This window comes from Anaerococcoides asporogena (assembly GCF_029590275.1).
Lineage (GTDB): Bacteria > Bacillota > Clostridia > Clostridiales > Clostridiaceae > JG1575.
Window position 1 is genome coordinate 1736722 of the sequence record NZ_CP120965.1, and the last position, 19502, is coordinate 1756223.

Consider the following 19502-nt stretch of genomic DNA (forward strand, 5'->3'; position numbering starts at 1 on the left):
GATTTGATGAGAGAAATTGGAGGCTATTTTCAATTAGATCAATTGATTGATAAACCTTATTATGAAAATTTTGTTGAACTTAATACAGGGCGTAATGCCTTATTATATTTAGTAAATGCAAAGAAAATAAGAAAAATATATTTACCATATTTTCTATGTAATTCTGTGTCGGATATGTTAAATAGAAATAAGATTGATTATGAGTATTACCATATCGGAAGAGATTTCTTGCCTATTTTTGACAAAGAATTAAGAAATGATGAATTCTTATATATAGTTAATTACTATGGACAAATTATTGATAGTGTAATCAGGAAATTTAAAGATAAATATAATAATATCATTTTAGATAATACTCAGTCTTTCTTTCAGAAACCTATTCCAGGTATAGATACCATTTATTCCTGCAGAAAATTCTTTGGTGTACCGGATGGAGCTTATTTATCCACCGATGTTATTTGGGATGAAAGACTAGAAAAAGACGAATCGAGTTCTCGTATGAAACATATTTTAGGAAGGTATGAAGGACAAGCATCAGATTTCTATAATGAGTTCAAGAAAAATGATGAATCTTTCAAGGAATTACCTATCAAAAAAATGTCAAAGCTTACAAGAAATATTTTAGGGGCAATTGATTACGAAAAGATTATAGAGTCTAGAAATAGAAACTTAGAATATCTTCACGGTAGATTAAAGCATACAAATATTTTAGACATTAAGTCGCCATATGGTCCTTTTGCCTATCCATACTATGTTGAGAATGGAATTGAAGTCAAAAAAAAACTAGCTCAAAGGAAAATATACATTCCTACTCTATGGCCTAATGTATTAAAAGAAAATCGTGAAGACAGTATTGAATATTATTATGTAGCAAATATCTTACCATTATCTTGTGATCAGAGATATGGGACAGAGGATATGAAAATTTTATTAAAGGAGCTGGAACAATGTATAGATTAAGAGAGCTTGAAAGAGATGATATGCCAATAATTAATTCATGGCGTTCTGGTAAAGAACTTATTGATAAACTGGGTGCTCCTTTTAGATATATCAATAAGGAAGTAGATTATAAATGGTACGACAGTTATATGTCAAATCGAGGTAATGCCATAAGGTGTTCTATTCTCAATGACAAAGATCAAATAATAGGCTTAGTAAGCCTTACTAATATAGATCGTTTCAACCAAACTGCTGTTTTTCATATTATGATAGGCGATTCTTCTAATAGAGAAAAAGGCGTTGGGTATTACGCTACAAATGAGATTTTAAAACATGCATTTTTAGACATGAATTTAAATCGAGTTGAGTTATCTGTATTAGGAAGCAATCAAAGAGCCATAGCTTTATATGACAAAGTAGGATTTAAAAGAGAAGGTGTTAAGAGTAAAGCAGTTTACAAAAACGGAACTTTTGTAGATATGGTTATTATGGCGATACTAAAAGAAGATTTTTCCAGAGAGGTGGTTCAATGAAAAAACAAATCCAAGTAACTCAATCTTCAATGCCTGATATTGAAGAATATATAGAAGAAATAAAAGATTTATGGGAAAGCAAATGGCTTACTAATATGGGTTCTAAGCATAAAGCATTGGAGTTTCAATTGTTAGAATACTTAAAAGTTCCAAATATAACATTATATACAAATGGGCATTTAGCACTTGAGGGTGTAATAGCAGCATTAGGTTTAACTGGAGAGGTAATCACAACTCCCTTTACTTTTGCATCGACAACCCATGCAATTGTTCGTAATGGTCTAACTCCTATGTTTTGTGATATAAACCTAGATGACTATACGATAGATGTGGATAAGATTGAAGGTTTAATTACTGAAAAGACTTCAGCTATTATACCAGTTCATGTTTATGGCAATGTTTGTAACGTAGAAAACATTGATAGAATTGCTAAGAAACATAATCTTAAAGTTATCTATGATGCAGCTCATACCTTTGGGGTAGAAGTAAATGGTAAAGGAATAGGAACCTTTGGTGACGCATCTATGTTTAGTTTTCATGCCACAAAGGTTTTTAATACTATAGAAGGTGGCGCCGTCACATATAATGATTCTTCAATAAAGCAAGTTCTAAATGATTTGAAGAATTTTGGAATTACTGGTCCTGAGTCAGTTGAGTATGTAGGTGGAAATGCAAAGATGAACGAATTCCAAGCTGCTATGGGTATTTGCAATCTAAGGCATGTTAATAACGAAATCACTAAGCGCAAAAAAGTTGTTGAAAGATACAATGCAAATTTAGAAGGAATAGCTGGTATTAAGTTATCACAAGAACAAGATGGAATAGAAAGCAACTATGCATATTTTCCAGTAGTATTTGATGGTTATAAAATGTCAAGAGATGAAGTGTTTGAAATATTAAAAGAGAATGATATAGTTGCACGAAAATATTTCTATCCACTTACAAATAGCTTTGAGTGTTATAAAGGTCTATACGATGTGGGAAAAACACCAGTTGCTAAATATGTTGCTGAACGTGTGCTGACGTTACCATTGTACGCAGATTTGGATATGAAAGATGTGGATAGAATCTGTGAAATCATAAAGAGTTAGGGGGACGAATATGAAAGGTATTATACTTGCTGGAGGAAAAGGAACTAGACTGTATCCGATGACTCAAGCTGTTTCAAAGCAACTGTTGCCGATTTATGACAAACCATTGATATATTATCCGCTCTCTGTACTTATGTTGGCGGGCATCAGGGAAATATTAGTTATTTCGACTCCAGAAGACACACCAGTATATGAGAAATTATTTGGTGACGGATCATCACTCGGGCTGAAATTTTCATACAAAATACAGGACAAGCCAAGAGGATTAGCGGATGCATTCATTCTAGGAGAAGATTTCATTGGTGATGACAGTGTTTGTTTGATTTTAGGTGACAATGTTTTCTATGGTCAGGATTTAACAAAAGTACTAAGTAAAGCTATTTCAGCAAAAGAAGGTGCAGTTATTTTTGGGTATCCTGTAAAAGATGCTAGATCATTTGGTGTTGTAGAATTTGATGAGAATAGAAAAGTATTTTCTATAGAAGAAAAACCTGAACATCCAAAATCAAACTATGCTGTACCAGGTTTATACTTTTATGATAATAAAGTTGTGGAAATTGCTAAGAACGTAAAACCTTCAGACCGTGGCGAAATAGAGATTACTTCAATTAATAATGCATATTTAGAGAAAGGATATTTGAATGTTGTTCTTTTAGGCAGAGGAATGGCATGGTTAGATACAGGTACGCCAGAAGGAATGTTGAAAGCTGCAGAATATGTAGAGGCGGTTCAATCAAGACAAGGGTTCTATATTGCATGCCTTGAAGAGATTGCATGGCGTAGAGGATTTATCGACGATAATAAACTCAAAGAAGTTGGTGAAAGTCTCAAGATGACAGACTATGGACAGTACATTCTGTCTTTATTGGAAGAAATATAGAAGGGTGTAATTAGATAATTCAATATGTTTCAAGTATAGTAGAGTAGCATAGGGGTCTTGAATGTTTGGTATAGTTTCTTAATTAAGTAATTGAAGCGCGTACGAGAATTCAAGAAAACAAAAATATTGAGGAGGGTTCCGTGAGAAGTTTCGTAAAGAAAAAACTTAAAAATAAAAGTGCGTATCAAATTGCATTTAGGTTGTATATTAATTTCCACGAAGCAAAAAAAGCTTTACTTGGAAAGAAAAAAAAATATAATCTAATAACTTTCAAAAGTTTTTGTGATCAAATAAAACTGAAATATATAGTTTTAGAAAAAGAAATCTATAGGGAATCATATATACCAAAATACTATAATGATGATAGTGAAACTTTTATTAAAAAAGAGCTATTACCTGAAATTTATTATTGTGAGATAAATAATGCTAGTGTTATAGGCGGCAATAACTTCGTTATTACTGAGAATTATTGTTTGTATGATATTCCCTTTCAAAGAAATTCTAAAAACTATAACTTTAATTATGGCTCTGTGTTACAAATTGACAAAAAAAAGTTAAGTATTGAAATTTCGTATATATATGATAGAACTACCATTGAAAAAGGTATTACTATAGTTGGTCATGCTGCCAATAATTACTATCATTTCACAATAGATTTGCTAGCAAGATTGTACTACATAGATCAAGTAGAAGAATATAAAGATTACCCACTATTAATTGATGAACGAGCATGTGAATACTATAGTAGTTTAATTAATGCTGCTAATAAAAATAAAAGAGAAATTATTCCCATAAAAAGAGATGTCATGTACAATGTCGTTAATTTAGTATATCCATCTATGGTTTCGTGGAATCCAATATATAGGGTTTCAAGTAATTATGAAAACTCTGGAAACTATTATGCAGACAAACCATATTCGATGTATAAAGAAATAAAAAATAAAATAAGCAGTGCGAGAGAATTTCAGGAAAGGAAGGTTTTTATTTCAAGGAAAGATGTCAGTAGAAATTATCTGAAAAACGAAAGTGATGTTGCGAGAATATTTAGTGAACATGGATTTGAAATTATTTCTCCCGGTGAGCTAGATTATGAAAATCAAATAAAGCTGTTTTCTGAAGTAAGTGTATTAGCAGGAGCAGAAGGAGCAGCTTTCACTAACTTGATTTATATGCCTAAAAATTCTAAAGTAATATGTATAGTTCCAAAAGAGAAAAATAAATATATGGTTTCATCTTTAGCATATATAAATGGCTTGGAAAGTGAATACTTGAATGCTGATTTAATAAATGAAAATGATTATATTATAGATTTAGATTATTTAAAGGGATTTCTTAAGGAATTAGATGAAATATAGTAATAAATTGAATGTAAATGATATAGAGGTGAAGAGATTATGAAAACTATTTTGGTTACAGGTGGTGCAGGATTTATTGGAAGCAATTTTGTAAAGCATATGTTAGAAAAGCACCCTGACTACAAAATTATAAATATAGATGTATTGACTTACGCAGGCAATTTAGTAAGCTTGGAAGAAGTATCAAATAACCCCAACTACACATTTATCAAAGCGGATATCAGAGATAGAGAAAAGATTGAAGAGATATTTTCATCAAACAACATAGATAATGTAGTAAATTTTGCTGCAGAATCTCATGTTGATAGAAGTATTGAAGAGCCAGAGGTATTTTTAACCACAAATATCATAGGTACTCAGACATTACTTGATGTAGCAAAGAAACATTGGAAGATTAATCCTAATGATAAGTATTGCAAGGAATACAAAGAAGGAGTTAAATTTTTGCAAGTTTCGACCGATGAAGTTTATGGAGCATTAGGTAAAACAGGTATGTTTGTAGAGACAATGCCTTTAATGCCTAACAGCCCTTACTCCGCTTCAAAGGCTAGTGCAGATATGGTGGTTAGAGCATATAATGAAACCTTTGGAATGCCAGTTAATATAACCCGTTGCAGCAATAACTACGGACCATATCAGTTCCCAGAGAAACTAATTCCTCTTATGATAAATAATTGTCTTATGGAAAAAGACTTACCTGTATATGGCGATGGAATGCAAGTAAGGGATTGGCTCCATGTATCTGATCACTGTTCAGCGATTGATACAGTTCTACATAAAGGTTTAGATGGAGATGTTTACAATATTGGTGGAAATAATGAAAAGGCTAATATAGAAATTGTTAAATTAATAGTTGAAACCTTAGGTAAATCAGAAGATTTAATTAAGTATGTTAAGGATAGACCCGGACACGATAGAAGATATGCAATTGATAACACTAAAATTACAACTCAATTGGGGTGGAGTCCGGCATATACCTTTGAACAAGGCATAAGAGAAACTATTGAATGGTATTTAAATAATACAGAGTGGATTAAGAATATCGTGTCTGGTGACTATATGAAATATTATGAATCAATGTATTCTAGTATTGAGGATGTTGCAGTTTCTAAAGAATGATAAATCGGTGTGATATTATAGCTGATATCAGTCATGAAAGGGAGGATTCTAGTAATGCCAATACTAATTACCGGTGGAGCAGGATATATCGGCTCACATACAGTAAAATATTTTCAGGAACAAAATGAAGAAATAATCGTTATTGATAATATGCAAAGCGCCATGAGACTTCTATTGAAGTGAATCATCTGTATAAAATTAATATTAGAGATAAAGGTGAACTGGACAAAGTTTTCAAGAACCATAATATTGAGGCGGTTATTCACTTTGCAGCCAACTCTCTAGTTGGAGAAAGCATGGAAAAGCCATATGAATATTATTATAATAATGTCTATGGGATGCTTTGTCTACTTGACGTGATGAAAGAGAATAGTGTAAATAAGATTGTATTCTCATCAACTGCAGCTACATATGGAGAGCCAAAGACTATACCAATTATGGAGTCAGAAGAGACAAGTCCTACAAATACCTACGGCGAAACAAAACTTGCCATGGAAAAAATGATGAAATGGTTTGACCAGGCTTATGGTACCAAGTACGTATCGCTGAGATACTTCAACGCTGCAGGAGCTTATGAGACAGGTGAAATAGGTGAAGACCATCAACCAGAGACACATCTTATTCCACTTATTCTTCAGGTACCACTTGGAAAGCGCGAGAAGATTTTTATGTTTGGAGATGACTATCCAACTGAAGATGGAACATGCGTAAGAGATTATATTCATGTTATGGATCTTGCTTCAGCTCATTATAAAGCGCTCGAGTATCTAAGAAAAGAAAATGATAGTGATATCTTTAACCTTGGAAACGGGAATGGCTACTCAGTGAAACAAGTAATTGAGACAACAAGAAAAGTAACCGGCCATCCAATTCCAGCAGAAGTGAATATTCCAGTTAAATTGTGCGATCTTTCCGGTATTTTAGTGCACTCCTTCCGGAATAAATGTGCAGGGCTTCCGGAAGGAGTGCAACTGTTTATTGATTAGTTCTTATTCAAGTGGACTTATGGTGTATAGTCTCCCTTGTTCGAGGCCTTTATACCGTGACGTTCTCTCATTGAGATCTTACCCTTAATCATGATCTCATAGGAGTTATGGATGATGCGGTCGATGATAGCTTCCGATACAGTCGCGTCACTCTCACTTCCGATCCGGCCATACCAGTCTCCTGGTTCGAACTGAGTGCAAAAGATAATAGCACCCCGAACTGTTCAGGCTTCTACAATCTCAAGCAGTGCTCTTGCTTGATCGCTCCCCAGCGGAGACAAGAGGAATTCATCCAGGATGAGCAGATCTACCTTTTGATAGGCTTTGATGACTTTTTCGAATGTGCCCGAACCTTGAGCTACTGCCAGTTCATTAAGAAGGTCCGGCAATCTGATATAACGAACCTTGATGAAATTTCTGCAGGCAGCAATCCCCAGAGCAGAAGCAAGGTAGGTCTTTCCGTTGCCGGAAGCTCCTTTCAGGATGATGTGGTGGTTGTTGTAGATATATTTGCAGGTGGACAGCTGTAACAGCTGGCCTCTGTCGAGGCAACGGTCGGGATGATATTCGATATCTTCCATGCAGGCATTGGGAAAGCGGAAATCTGCTGTTCGGATCAGGGTCTGCAGCTTTGTGCTCTTGCGTTTGTCCCACTCCTTATCGACCAGCATGCCGAAACGATCCTCAAAGGCCAGCGGATCAAACGTCTGGTCATTACATTGAGCTTCAAAGGCTTCTGCCATGGCGGAAAGGCGGAGATCATGCAGCTTATCGATGGTGGACTGACGGATCATGAGCGGTCACCTCCCTTGAAATAAGAAGCTCCTCGCGTGATCCCCCGAGATTGATTTGGACTAGTATCAGGGATGTGGCTTTCTACTCTGTCCTGCCCGTTCTTTAGTATCGTTGAGATGATCTTCAAACTTGGATTGGGCGTATAGATCAGTGCTCTCTCACAGGCATTTTCGACGCGTTCCGTGGAGTAGCGGTCAGCAAGACGCATCAATGAGGCGCAAGGCTTATAGCCCTGTTGCTCCACCCTGTGCATGGTCAGGAAGTGCCTGGTGACGACCAGCGTTGATTTACCCACGCTTCTTGCCCAGTCTTCAAAATGTTCGCCATTGTACATCATGAACTTTCGGTGCTTTTCGGGCATATGCTCTGGGACATAGATGGGTTCAGGAGAATAGGACTTCTTGATGTGGGAAGCGATCCGATGACTCTGGTAGAATACTTCAACCGTCTTCTCCGTGCTGCGAATCTCGACTTCTTTACCGATGTACTCATAGGGCACAGAGTATTTGCAATCTCCGACCGCTATGAGATAATCAGGTTGTATGGTGGCTTTTGACCAGATAGCCGTTTCATACGGTGAAGCAGGCAGCGGCATGAGGAAGTCCTTTTCTTCCTCCTCAAACGCAGTAAGTCTGCTTCCTTGCTTTTTTTGGAAAGTCTTGGCATTGAACTCAAGCAGCTTCTCCCTGATGGCCGCATTCAGCTCTTCAAAGGAGAAGAACTTGTAATTTCTCAGCGCTGCCATGATCCAGGTTTCAATAACATTGACCGTGCCCTCGGCAGAAGGCTTATCTCTTTTATCGGTAATTTCCGATAAACGTGATAAGCCTAGCATTGAAAGCACAGTGGGTGATATCGCCACTGCGGTCATCGCTAAACTTAGGAATCGAAAATTCACCTCTTTTGAGGAACTCAGGCAGGACGTCTGGTTAGCTCTGAAGAATACAATGCTGCTGATTTTCAAAAGCGCGAGGTAGTCGGATCAAAGTATTCCTGGAAGAAGAGCAGCGGTATTTGCACCGTCTTCCTGACATTCCTTATGAAACAGCTGAATGGGTATACAGTCGCTCGATCGGATTAAACTCTCACGTGGTATATGCTAAAAACTACTACTCATGTCCCTTCCAATACTTTGGAAAAAAAGTGGATTTGAGGATCACTGACACGCAGCTGGCCATTTACTGCAACAACCAGCGGATCCAAACGCATCCGAAATTTCCAGCCTATGTCACAAACAAATATTCAACCCATGAAGAGGACATGCCTGAAAAGCTTAAGTATACCGAGTGGGACGATGTGCGCATAAAGCAGTGGGCGGCTAAAATCGGGCCATCCACAAGGCAAGTTATTGATTTGATCTTCTCGATGGTAAAAATCAAAGAACAGGGATATAATTCTTCCCTGTCCGTTCTTCGTCTCACCAAAAGCTATTCAGAGGTTAGGTGTAAGCAGTCAAGTAAAATAAGCCAATTTTCGCCAGAAAGTATACCAGTTTTCCACCCACTTTCTGTTGATGTTAGGTTTAGACTATAAAATTGATTTGCGGTGCTTCAGCCGGTAGCCATCTCCACTCATGTTGAAGATCTCACACTTGAAGACCAGTCGATCCAGAATGGCGGTGGTGATCACCTCGTCACCCAGAAAGCCAGCCCATTCATTGAATCCCTTGTTCGAGGTGATTACCAGGGAGGTCTTCTCGTGCATTGAGCTGACAAACCGAAAAAACAGGTTTGCCTCCGCATTGTTAACGGGAAGGAAGCCCACCTCATCAATCACCACCAGGTCGCATTTGCTGTAGTAGTTCACTCTCCGTTTGGAGGAGGGTGCGATGTCTGCTGTCTTAAGTTGCCGGATTAAATCATCCAGGCTGACAAATGACACACTGTAGCCCCGTTCCAGGGCCTCATAGGCCAATGCGGTCGCAAGATGAGTCTTGCCCACGCTGGGCGGCCCCAGAAACATGATGTTATAGGCCTCGTCGATCCAGGAGCAGTCAGTCAACCGGAGCATCTGCTCTCGGGTGACGCTGCGCTGGAAGCCAAAGTCAAACTCTTTGAGGGTTTTCTTAACGGGAAGATTCGAGCGCTTGAGCCGAAGTTGAGTGGTGCGCTCCTCCTTGAGGTGTAACTGGGCTTGGAGGTAGACCTCGACGCTCTCCAGGGGCGTCAGCCCATCCCGGAACAAGTCGTGGAAATTTAGCGGCTTGAGCCGCATAGCGGTGGCAAGCCGCACAACGGATTGCTGGGTCTTATTCATGGGTGTCACCTCCCAGATACTGATAGTCCGAGAGTTTTCGCTTTTGGGTGTTCAGATTTACGATGGTGGGATTGCTGATGGGCTGGATCTCCAGTAGTGGAGGCTGAACCACTGTGGCTTGCTGGCCAATATATTCGGCAGCGCTTTTCAGGTCATTGATGCTGTACAGCTCACGATCAGCGCAGTAGTGCATCGCTTCTTCCAGTGTCGGAAATGGCAGTTCCAAGGTCAGTTGTCTGAGCATCGTCAGGTGATCTCGATAGTATCGAGGCTTGTGCTCGCGAATTTTTCGCAGGTATGCCTTCCACTGGTCAGTGACTAAGCTGTCCAACCCTTCGAGAATCTGGCCTTCCAGCTTATCCAAAGAAGCCGACTTGTCTCTGCGGTGCTCGGTCAGTTTGATCAGAGTGCCGCGCAAAGGGCTGATGGAGTGCCTAGCCAGAAGATCATTGCCGAAGGCATCATAGATGGCCAGCTCGTCCTGGGTGGCGGTAACAGTCACTTCCGGGTGTTTTGTGTATGTTCCCTGAGGGAGAGAATACCGATTGCTGTTGTAGAGAATGGTGTTGTCTTTCCGGACCGTTCGCATTATACTTGGGCTAAGGTTATTTATTTTAGACTGTACCGCTCGCAAGTGTTCGCGTTCCAATTCAAACACTTGAGCCGGTACTTTTTGTCGTTCCATGGACTTTGGCGTTCCCAGTCCGCGCCAGCCAGGCCAGAAATGATTCGTTGAGATCCTCTTCCTCCATGAAGAAACGATGGGGCAGGAAGTTGCGCTTCACGAACTTAACGGTGCTCTCCACCATCCCCTTGGACTCTGGATCGGCTTTATGACAGACCCAGATATTCAGGCCCATCTGGTTTTTAAACTGCTCAAACTCATGAGTGAAGATGATGTCGCCTTTGTTCTCACTGACGACAATGATGCTGTCCTGATCCACAGCGATCTCCTTAGGGATCCCCCAAAGAATTGGAATCCGCGAGTCATGGCTCGGACTAAATCGATGGAGGTAAACGGTCGAGTCTGGAAATAGCCCCATTTGTATCGGGAGTGAGCCAGAACCATCCCCACAAAGTATACCTTGCGGGAACCTTGCCGATCCGGCAAGGGCATGTTCCTGACGCCGAAGTCCAGCTGCATCTGATGGCCCATTGGCAGTTCGTCCACAGCCTCGTAGCACCTGCCTGGCGCTGATTTAGGGATTCCGAAATCAAGCCTGAGGTTTTTAACATAGCGGCTGACCGTTCGTTCGGACGTCTCTCTTTCCGGGTAGTGTTCCAAAATCCAGTCATGGACCTGAGCAGCTGTCATGCTGGGAAAAGCGTAAAGCCAATCAAGAATGACTGGTTTGAGCTCGTCCAGTGAGCTAAGCTTGCGGTTGGCAGAAAGATAGTCCATAAACTCGTCCAAGGGCATTGCTCGGTATTTAGCGACGGTCTTACGGTTAATATTGAGGACTCTGGCAATCTGCCGTTGAGTGAACCCAATACGCTCCAGGTTTTTAATCTTACTGTACATTGAAAACTCCTTCATTTATTGAAAATCCTCCATGGTCATTGATACCCTAGAGGTTACCATACAACAGATGAAAGTGGGCTCCTTAGTGGCACAAAGTGGTATACTTTCTGGCGAAAACTGGTCCCTTTCTGATGGCCGAAATTGGTATACTTTATTTTACTAGTTACATTAGGCTGGAGACCGCCTGTGAACTAGCACTGACTAAAGTCAGGGTTCCACGTTACCACCATCTTAAAGCAATCCTGTCAGCCAATCAAGACGTTCTATACTCAAACGGTAAACAGAGCGCTCAAGCTCCCGAAGTTACTCCGAAAGGCTATGTACGAGGAGCCGAATACTACAGAGGGCGAAACAAATGATAAACGAAGAAACGCGCAGAAAGCTAAATGAATTGAACTTGTTGGAACTCATCAGCTATTTGGAAATGCAGCATATTGAGGCTCATAGCAACAGCCTGACGTTCGATGAACGTCTGCAGATGATGATCGACTACCTCTATCAGGAAAAATTTGTAGCCAAGTTTCACCGTCTTCTTAAGTCTGCCCGACTGAGAATACCCTCTGCAGATATCGCTGATGTCCTCTACGTACCAAGGGGTGTGGAAAAACAAATGATCTTGGAGCTCGCGACCTGCCAATATATTAAAACCAACACGAACATTATTCTGCAGGGTTTCACAGGATCCGGCAAAACATATCTGGGGTGTGTGCTGGGAAAACAAGCCTGTAAGATGCAATTTCGGACTCGATATATCCGGATGCCTGATTTGCTCATGGAATACGATGAGTCCACTAATAACCGGTGGACCACATAAGCTCTTAAAGAAATATTCTGGAATCCCATTACTGATTATCGATGAGTGGCTGATGGATGAGATTTCTGACTTAGAACAGCATTTCCTGTTTGAACTTATTGAACGGCGATACGATTCTGGTTCGACTATATTCTGTACCCAATTTCGGAAGGAAGATTGGCACAACAAACTCGGAGGGGGCGTCCATGCGGATGCTATTATGGACCGAATCATACACAATGCCGTTTTCATAGAAACTGGGATCATCAACATGCGAGAAATTGCCTCAGGGAAAAAAACATTGGACTTAACTGGACTCTAAACCCAATGTTAGTGGACTTCAAAGTGAATATTACCGGTCTTAGCTTCCGCTAAGGCCGGTATCATTAGAGTGAAATAACCAATATTCATACGACGATCGGATTAAAGCAGTTATGCTATTTATTTAATATAATTTAAGCCCATCTGCAGTAAGCATGAATTGGGTTATCCAACACGTAATCTGCTTCTCGTAAAATCCGATGAATTTGCCCAGACTGCTGCAGTGGTGTTGGCAGCCAACGGAGTCCAGGTTCATCTTTGGCCACGCCTAAATCCAGTACCCACCATTTCCTTTGCAACCCGGTATCTGAAGATATCTGCGGGACTCATGATTACGGCCACCCATAATCCATCCATCTATAACAGATACAAGGTCTACGGAGCGGATGGCTGTCAGATCACTACAGAAGCAGCCGCTGAGATCCTGGCGGAAATTGAAGGGGTGGATCTCTTTCAAGATGTCCAGAAGGTAGACTATGATGAAGCTGTGACTTCAGGCAGGATCACGTATATCTCGGATGAGGTACTGGCGGCATATATCCAAGAAGTTAAGAATCAGTCGGTGCTCTTTGGCGAGAAGGTCAATAAGAATGTCGCCATAACCCCTTCAATAAAATAAATGATAGCGAGGTGCCCCCTACATATGAAAATCTTAGTGACCGGCGGATTAGGTTTTATTGGCAGTCATACCGTCATCGAACTGCTGAAGAACCATCATGAAGTCATCATTGCCGATAACCTGGTTAATTCCAAAATCGAAGTATTGGACAAGCTGGCTGCCATCACTGGCGTGAGACCCGATTTTTATCAGATCGATGTAACGGACGAAGCAAAGCTCGAACCGATCTTTCAAAATCATCCGATCGACGGCGTCATCCACTTTGCCGGACTCAAAGCAGTCGGAGAGTCTGTTTCCAAACCCATCGAGTATTACTACAACAACCTGGTATCAACCATGGTATTAAGCAAGTTGTGCGTCAAGTATGGAGTTCAGAAATTCGTCTTCAGTTCCTCTGCGACCGTATACGGAGATCAGCCATCCCCATTGAAAGAAGAAATGGAACTGAAGAAAACAACCAATCCCTATGGCGAAACCAAGGCCATGAGCGAACGGATCCTGACAGATACCGTGAAAGCAAATGATGGATTTGCAGTAGTCCTGCTGAGATACTTCAATCCGGTGGGAGCTCATGAAAGCGGTCTGATTGGAGAAGATCCCAATGGAATCCCCAATAACCTGATGCCCTTTGTGACAAAAGTTGCCAAGGGGCAGCTGAAGAAACTCAGCGTATTCGGAAATGACTACGATACAGTAGACGGAACCGGCGTCAGGGACTACATCCATGTCGTGGATCTGGCAAAAGCCCATGTGAAAGCTATCGAGAACCTGACGAAGGGTACCAGAGTATACAACATCGGAACCGGCAACGGCACCTCCGTCCTGGAACTGGTCAATGCCTTCATGAAAGTCAACGGAGTCGATGTTCCTTATGAGATCGTCGGCCGACGCCCTGGCGACATCGCAACCTGCTTTGCTGATGCAGCCAAAGCGGAAACAGAACTTGGCTGGAAGGCTGAACTTGGAATCGAAGACATGGTTCGTGATGCCTGGAGATTCGAACAGCAAAATTGTTAATATCGCGTGATTAATCAGCCATGTAACTGAAATTTATGTGAAGTGAGGTGAGTCGAGAAGGAACTCGACGGTTATGACAAGCAATACTTCAAAAGGCAGAGGAATCAAGGGGAGCAAGTACTGGATTCAGACTCTTGTAAATTCCAACTCTGGAATAAATTTATCCCATGAAATTCAGAAGCAGGATCCCAGTATTGGGAAAATAACGTGGCTGTCCCCTTTGGCTGATTCATACGAAGAAATGAGAATTCACCAAGTACCTGGCTTAAAGGGCGCTGACTTTGAATTTTGGCCAAGTCGTGGCCCGTGGTGGGATGCCATCGGGAAGGATGAGCATGGATGCGTTCTATTGGTAGAAGCGAAAGGGCATCTGACTGAAACCAAGTCACGTTGTACAGCCACCAGCTTGAAAAGTCTTGATTTAATCAGAGAATCCATGCGAAACACCCATGACTCATTCGCGGCACAATTACATGCATTCGATGAAAATATCTGGATGAATCAGTATTACCAGTTAGGCAACCGATTAACCTTTCTCAGCCATTTGATCAACCAGGGAAGAAGTGTCAAATTGGTGCTTCTGAATTTCGTCAATGATTCATACATTCCTACTAATGAGATTGAGTGGAATAAACATTATCAGCAAGTATTTGAGATAATGCTTGGCAAAAGAAATACACCGAATCATGTGATCATGGTGAACTACAAAGTCTGATAACTAAAAGTTTTTTTGAGGTTTTCTGATCCAAATGCTTTTCGACTTCATCATTGTTTGTTCAAAACGTGTCAGATCACATTGGAAGAGATAAATTGTATTTGGAAGGATCAGCAGTTCGGTGAGCAATCTGTCTCAGAATTTGGTGATAAAGACTTGGAATGCTTTAAGTTATGGTAAGATAATAGTAATTAGTATATGGAATGGAGTTTGCCATAATGGAAGAGCGGAAAGTACTTAACCATTTATTCGTGAATGTGTTTAATAAGATCCTGAGGATTGAAGAGCGGGTGATTCGGGAACAGTCGGATCTGGATCTGACCGTGAGTGAGATGCATACCATCGATGCCATTGGGATTGGAGAGTCCATGAAGATGACCGATGTGGCGGATAAGCTGAACATCACGGTGGGTACGCTGACGACTTCCATCAACCGGCTGTTATCCAAGGGCTATGTGGAACGAAACCGAGGCGAAGAAGACCGCCGGGTGGTGCGTGTTCATCTGACGGAAAAGGGGAAGGAAGCCTATGATCTTCATGAGGCCTATCATGAAGAGATGATTTCCCAGATACTGAGTGAGCTGAATGAAGAGGAAGCTCGAATTCTGACCGGTACCCTGATTAAGATCTCGGAGTTCTTCCGGGTGCATTACCACGCGGAAGATTAACGAATTGCTTGTCATGAATTAACAAAGTGCTTAAATATGGACCTCCTGCAGCTGATATAATATTGGTACAGCGCAGGAGGTTATTTTTATGGAACTGTTTATTATCCGGCATGGCCAGACCGTCGCCAACTCAAAGAATTTCTATTATGGCTTTACGGACTCGCCCATCACCGAAAAAGGCAGGGAACAGGCCAAAGCCACCGGGATTTTCATCAATAAATTGAACTATCAGCCGGATGAGATCTATATCTCAGAGCGTACCCGAACCCACGAAACATTGGAACTCATGGGGTTTCATCCTGCTTCGGCCAAAATCGACGGCCGCATCAACGAGCAGAACATGGGAGATTTTGAGTGCCTGACCTTCCAGGACATCTCAGCCAAGTACCCTCAGGCCTTTGATGAGTGGAATGCTGATTTCAACAACTATAAACCGAATCGTGGGGAAAGCCACCTGGAGATGTACAACCGGGTGAAGCACTTCATTGAAGAACTCATTGCCAAAGAAAAAGACACTCAGAAAAAGATCATGATCGTAACCCATGGCGGCGTGATGCGCAGCATATACTCCTACATCAACATGGATAATCTGGATGTGTTCCATAGTGTCTACTTCAACAACTGCGCCATGATCCGGGCCCGGTACATCACAGACCGACTGGTCATGGATGCCATCTATAATCCGATCGAACTGATGAAAGTATTTGGCTCCTAAGGGTGATGAAATTTCGACTGATTGTTGGGCGGCAGAAGAATTGTTTCAATTCTTCTGCCGCTTCCCATTTTATCCATGTTATATTTATTGATAGACGGGGAACACTTTTCGTGTCCCTCACGGGTTCTGCATGAGCTTTATGACTTGTTTTTGGATAATGCTGCAGGAACTGAATTTTTTTAACTTTCTTTGGAATCAGTGGTTCATTGCCGCTGTCTGATAGGAGCTGACATGTCACAAATTATCCTGATCACCGGAGGAGCACGCTCCGGGAAATCATCCTATGCTGAAAAATTATTAACCGGTTCCGACGATGTGCTCTATATCGCCACTGCCGTCCGTACGGACGCCGAAATGGAGGAACGGATCAAACATCACATCGAGTCCCGAAACGCGCTCTGGACGACCCATGAGGGCTACCGGGACCTGGATGAGGTGCTGAGCCAGACTCCGCATTCGTATGTCCTGCTGGACTGCGTCACCAACATGATCTCCAACCTCCTGTTCTATGGATCCGACAACCCGGAGGACATGAATCCGGGGGAAGTGGATCAGCTGTATGTCGGGGTGCAGGCGGAGTTTGAAAAACTCCTGACTGCTGCCCGCAAGTTTGACAAAACCCTGATCCTCGTCAGCAATGAAGTCGGCATGGGGCTGATCTCAGAGTACAAGCTCGGCCGGATTTTCGTGGACTTTGCCGGTTTTATCAATCAGTACATCGCCAGAGAAGCCGACACCGTCTGCTTCATGGTGTCGGGACTGCCGCTGGCACTGAAGGGCAGGGTGGAGTAATGCACTGGATCCTGCTGTTAACCCAGTATTTTACCCGAATTCCGGTAAAGCGGAATCTGGATTACTCTCCGGCGAACGTCCGACAGGCCATGTGCCTGTCATCCCTGCACGCTGCCTTTGTCGCCCTGATCCCCCTGGCCTGGTCCCAGGGACTGCGCTACCTCCGGGTTCCCTCGCTGCTCAATGCACTGCTCACCCTGACGCTCTATCTGATTCTGACCGGAGCCTTTCATTTGGATGGCTTTGCCGACACCCTGGACGGACTCTTTTCCGGCCGGAGCCGGGAACGCATCCTGGAAATCATGAAGGATCCCACCATGGGATCCTACGGTACCGCCGGGATCTTCCTGAACCTCGCCATGAAAAGCTACATTCTGTATCAGCTGATTGATGCCAATCAGATCTATTTCCTGCCGCTGCTGGCCGCCACCGGAAAGTTTGCCCTGGTTCTGTTAGCCTATGTGGGGAAACGAGCCAAGGAAAACTCCTCCGCCAATCTCCTGATTGCCAACATCATGCCGCTGGCACTCCTGACCAACGTCCTGGTGCCCCTGGCCATCGGGTTTGCCTTCCACCTCCCGGTTCGCGCCGGACTCGGAATCCTGACCGTTATTCTGGTTACCTTGCTGTTCAATGGAATCTGCCGGCAGAAAATAAACGGCCTGGTCGGAGATAACCTTGGGTTTATTGCAGAATTGGCCGAAATCATTGTTGGAATTTTCATCGTTTCGATTTAGAATAGATGAGGAGTAAAACGCAAAGGAGTAAATGAATGTCTGATCAATTTAGAAATCCCAACTCAGATCTCGGGATCATCGCACTCAACAGCTGCACCGATATTGCAAAGCTGGTGGACAAGACCATCGTTGAAAGCCGCAGGGCCAGAGGAGAAAACTTCGACCGTAATGGAGAGGAAGTCACAAGCTACCTGATTCCCGTGGAACAGACCCGTTTTCAGAATGGAGAAGGGAAGATCCGCCTGTCGCAGACCGTCCGCGGAAAGAACATCTACATATTGGCAGACGTCTCAAACTATGGCGTAACCTACAAGATGTACGGCAAAGAAGTTAACATGGGACCCGATGAGCACCTGCAGGACATCAAGCGCGTGCTGTCCGCCATGAACGGCCGGGCCAACAAAGTAACTGTTGTTATGCCGCTGCTGTACGCTTCACGCCAGCACAAGAAAAAAGCCAGAGAATCCCTGGACTGCGCTATGGCGCTGCAGGATCTGGAAAAGCTGGGAGTTGACGAAATCGTCACCTTCGACGCACATGATCCCACGATCCAGAACGCGATCCCCCTGGTATCCTTCCTCAACATCTATCCGACCCTGGATATCTTAAAGCACTTCCTTACCACCGAAAACTGGCTGTTTGACCCCAAGGAAAAACTCGTGGTCATCTCACCCGACACCGGTGCCATGGACCGTGCCATCTACTACGCCAACGTACTGGGCCTCGATATCGGTCTCTTCTACAAGCGGCGCGATCATTCCCGCATCGTCAACGGCAAGAACCCCATCGTACAGCATGAGTACATCGGCCGCGACATCAAGGGCATGAACGTCCTGATTGTGGATGACATGATCGCCTCCGGCGGATCCGTCTTCGACGTTGCCGCCGAACTGCGCGTCCGCGGAGCGAAGAAGATTTTCGTTGCCTCCACCTTCGCCTTCTTTACCGAAGGCCGGGGCAAGTTCGATGAAAAATACGAACAGGGCATCATCGACAAAGTCTTCTCCACCAACCTCAACTTCGTACCCGAAGAAATCAAAGCTGCTGAATGGTTCTCCCAGGCAGACCTCTCCACCTACATGGCCATGTTCATTGACACCCTGGCCCAGGAAAAGAGCGTATCCAAGCTGCTTGACGCTACCTCCGGCATTCGGTCCTTCCTCCTTGAGCACGGCTTCGATCCCGATGCTCGCCTGAGAGACGAAGCCCTTAAAGAAAACGTAGAAGCTCTGGCCAACAAAGCCAAGTAGACACCTTTCTCCGGCTGCGGGTGCAGCCGGCCAAAAGCCAGACAACCATTCATACCCAATCAAACCAATCAAACATAGCATAGTAAACCGCGTGACTGCAATGTCATGCATCAGTGAGCCCGCCGGGGAACGTCCGAATTAAGGACGATCCCCGGCGGGCTTTCTCTCGAAGCTGATGTTTGAAATAGGGGCAATAGTGAAAGAAATGCTTATCCATGAAATCGATTTGATTTGCAATGGAACAATCGTTTCGTTATGAGGGTGATAACTATAATGAGAAATATTCGTGCTATTTGGTGAAAATAATACAAAAAACTGATTTTCTTTCTTTTGCTTTTCCGTTATAATTATATATAGGTACTTTTGGGGATGCCCAGGCGCATCCGTTATTCAATCAAA

21 protein-coding genes and 2 pseudogenes are annotated in these 19502 nt (G+C 42.6%); 18 read left to right on the forward strand and 5 right to left on the reverse strand.

Going from position 1 to position 19502, the window contains the following annotated elements:
• Nucleotides 1-6: 6 nt before the first annotated feature.
• The 7 genes and pseudogenes from P6M73_RS08165 to galE (P6M73_RS08195) all read left to right on the forward strand — a co-directional run.
• A complete protein-coding gene (locus P6M73_RS08165) occupies nt 7-960 on the forward strand; it encodes a hypothetical protein (RefSeq protein ID WP_277855747.1) in 954 nt (317 codons plus the stop codon).
• Nucleotides 948-1472, forward strand: a complete 525-nt coding sequence (locus P6M73_RS08170; RefSeq protein WP_277855616.1) for a GNAT family N-acetyltransferase — start codon at nt 948-950, stop codon at nt 1470-1472. The genes P6M73_RS08165 and P6M73_RS08170 overlap by 13 nt, the downstream gene beginning before the upstream one ends.
• Nucleotides 1469-2563 carry a DegT/DnrJ/EryC1/StrS family aminotransferase gene (locus tag P6M73_RS08175; protein ID WP_277855617.1) on the forward strand — a complete coding sequence of 365 codons (1095 nt, stop codon included), beginning with the start codon at nt 1469-1471 and terminating at the stop codon, nt 2561-2563. Before P6M73_RS08170 ends, P6M73_RS08175 begins: the two co-directional genes overlap by 4 nt.
• A gap of 10 nt (nt 2564-2573) precedes the next feature.
• Nucleotides 2574-3443, forward strand: a complete 870-nt coding sequence (rfbA, locus tag P6M73_RS08180; RefSeq protein ID WP_277855618.1) for a glucose-1-phosphate thymidylyltransferase RfbA — start codon at nt 2574-2576, stop codon at nt 3441-3443.
• 140 nt (nt 3444-3583) lie between these two features.
• Complete coding sequence (locus P6M73_RS08185) at nt 3584-4798, forward strand: glycosyltransferase family 61 protein (protein WP_277855619.1); 1215 nt, start codon at nt 3584-3586, stop codon at nt 4796-4798.
• Between the two features lie 39 nt (nt 4799-4837).
• Nucleotides 4838-5917, forward strand: a complete 1080-nt coding sequence (rfbB, locus tag P6M73_RS08190; RefSeq protein WP_277855620.1) for a dTDP-glucose 4,6-dehydratase — start codon at nt 4838-4840, stop codon at nt 5915-5917.
• 54 nt (nt 5918-5971) lie between these two features.
• A pseudogene (galE, locus tag P6M73_RS08195) lies at nt 5972-6801 on the forward strand (UDP-glucose 4-epimerase GalE); the annotation flags it as partial.
• 119 nt (nt 6802-6920) lie between these two features.
• Here galE (P6M73_RS08195) and P6M73_RS08200 read toward each other — a convergent pair.
• Together P6M73_RS08200 and P6M73_RS08205 are read right to left on the reverse strand one after the other, a co-directional pair.
• Nucleotides 6921-7697: pseudogene (locus P6M73_RS08200) on the reverse strand (ATP-binding protein).
• Complete coding sequence (locus P6M73_RS08205) at nt 7694-8569, reverse strand: Mu transposase domain-containing protein (protein WP_277855621.1); 876 nt, start codon at nt 8567-8569, stop codon at nt 7694-7696. Before P6M73_RS08205 ends, P6M73_RS08200 begins: the two are co-directional and overlap by 4 nt.
• A gap of 143 nt (nt 8570-8712) precedes the next feature.
• Here P6M73_RS08205 and P6M73_RS16990 point away from each other — a divergent pair, with 143 nt between their 5' ends.
• Complete coding sequence (locus P6M73_RS16990) at nt 8713-9231, forward strand: Mu transposase domain-containing protein (RefSeq protein ID WP_489666478.1); 519 nt, start codon at nt 8713-8715, stop codon at nt 9229-9231.
• Here P6M73_RS16990 and istB read toward each other — a convergent pair.
• Genes istB through P6M73_RS08220 form a run of 3 tightly spaced genes read right to left on the reverse strand, consistent with a single transcriptional unit; the run spans nt 9226 to nt 10898 of the window.
• Nucleotides 9226-9954 carry an IS21-like element helper ATPase IstB gene (gene istB / locus P6M73_RS08210; RefSeq protein ID WP_277853478.1) on the reverse strand — a complete coding sequence of 243 codons (729 nt, stop codon included), beginning with the start codon at nt 9952-9954 and terminating at the stop codon, nt 9226-9228. The two genes, P6M73_RS16990 and istB, sit on opposite strands and share 6 nt — an antisense overlap.
• The gene (locus tag P6M73_RS08215; RefSeq protein ID WP_277854890.1) at nt 9947-10639 is read right to left on the reverse strand and encodes a Mu transposase domain-containing protein; all 693 of its coding nucleotides are present in this window, start codon (nt 10637-10639) and stop codon (nt 9947-9949) included. Before P6M73_RS08215 ends, istB begins: the two co-directional genes overlap by 8 nt.
• Nucleotides 10605-10898: a hypothetical protein gene (locus P6M73_RS08220; protein ID WP_277854891.1), complete on the reverse strand. Its 294-nt coding sequence runs from the start codon at nt 10896-10898 to the stop codon at nt 10605-10607. Before P6M73_RS08220 ends, P6M73_RS08215 begins: the two co-directional genes overlap by 35 nt.
• Nucleotides 10899-11831: 933 nt before the next feature.
• Here P6M73_RS08220 and P6M73_RS08225 point away from each other — a divergent pair.
• From P6M73_RS08225 to P6M73_RS08270, 10 genes are all read left to right on the forward strand, one after another.
• Nucleotides 11832-12290 carry an ATP-binding protein gene (locus P6M73_RS08225; RefSeq protein ID WP_277855622.1) on the forward strand — a complete coding sequence of 153 codons (459 nt, stop codon included), beginning with the start codon at nt 11832-11834 and terminating at the stop codon, nt 12288-12290.
• A gap of 52 nt (nt 12291-12342) precedes the next feature.
• Nucleotides 12343-12591, forward strand: coding sequence for an ATP-binding protein (locus P6M73_RS08230; protein ID WP_277855623.1), 249 nt, complete (start codon nt 12343-12345; stop codon nt 12589-12591).
• 159 nt (nt 12592-12750) lie between these two features.
• On the forward strand, nt 12751-13209 hold the full coding sequence (locus tag P6M73_RS08235) for a phosphohexomutase domain-containing protein (protein ID WP_277855624.1): 459 nt from the start codon (nt 12751-12753) through the stop codon (nt 13207-13209).
• A 24-nt stretch (nt 13210-13233) separates the two neighbouring features.
• Nucleotides 13234-14226: a UDP-glucose 4-epimerase GalE gene (gene galE, locus P6M73_RS08240; protein WP_277855625.1), complete on the forward strand. Its 993-nt coding sequence runs from the start codon at nt 13234-13236 to the stop codon at nt 14224-14226.
• Nucleotides 14227-14299: 73 nt separating this feature from the next.
• Complete coding sequence (locus tag P6M73_RS08245; protein ID WP_277855626.1) at nt 14300-14941, forward strand: hypothetical protein; 642 nt, start codon at nt 14300-14302, stop codon at nt 14939-14941.
• Nucleotides 14942-15159: 218 nt separating this feature from the next.
• Nucleotides 15160-15609, forward strand: coding sequence for a MarR family winged helix-turn-helix transcriptional regulator (locus P6M73_RS08250; protein WP_277855627.1), 450 nt, complete (start codon nt 15160-15162; stop codon nt 15607-15609).
• Between the two features lie 88 nt (nt 15610-15697).
• Nucleotides 15698-16324: a histidine phosphatase family protein gene (locus P6M73_RS08255; RefSeq protein ID WP_277855628.1), complete on the forward strand. Its 627-nt coding sequence runs from the start codon at nt 15698-15700 to the stop codon at nt 16322-16324.
• A gap of 231 nt (nt 16325-16555) precedes the next feature.
• Nucleotides 16556-17116, forward strand: coding sequence for a bifunctional adenosylcobinamide kinase/adenosylcobinamide-phosphate guanylyltransferase (gene cobU / locus P6M73_RS08260; RefSeq protein WP_277855629.1), 561 nt, complete (start codon nt 16556-16558; stop codon nt 17114-17116).
• Nucleotides 17116-17853: an adenosylcobinamide-GDP ribazoletransferase gene (locus P6M73_RS08265; protein WP_277855630.1), complete on the forward strand. Its 738-nt coding sequence runs from the start codon at nt 17116-17118 to the stop codon at nt 17851-17853. Before cobU ends, P6M73_RS08265 begins: the two co-directional genes overlap by 1 nt.
• Nucleotides 17854-17888: 35 nt before the next feature.
• Nucleotides 17889-19103 carry a ribose-phosphate pyrophosphokinase gene (locus tag P6M73_RS08270; RefSeq protein WP_277855631.1) on the forward strand — a complete coding sequence of 405 codons (1215 nt, stop codon included), beginning with the start codon at nt 17889-17891 and terminating at the stop codon, nt 19101-19103.
• Nucleotides 19104-19502 lie beyond the last annotated feature (399 nt).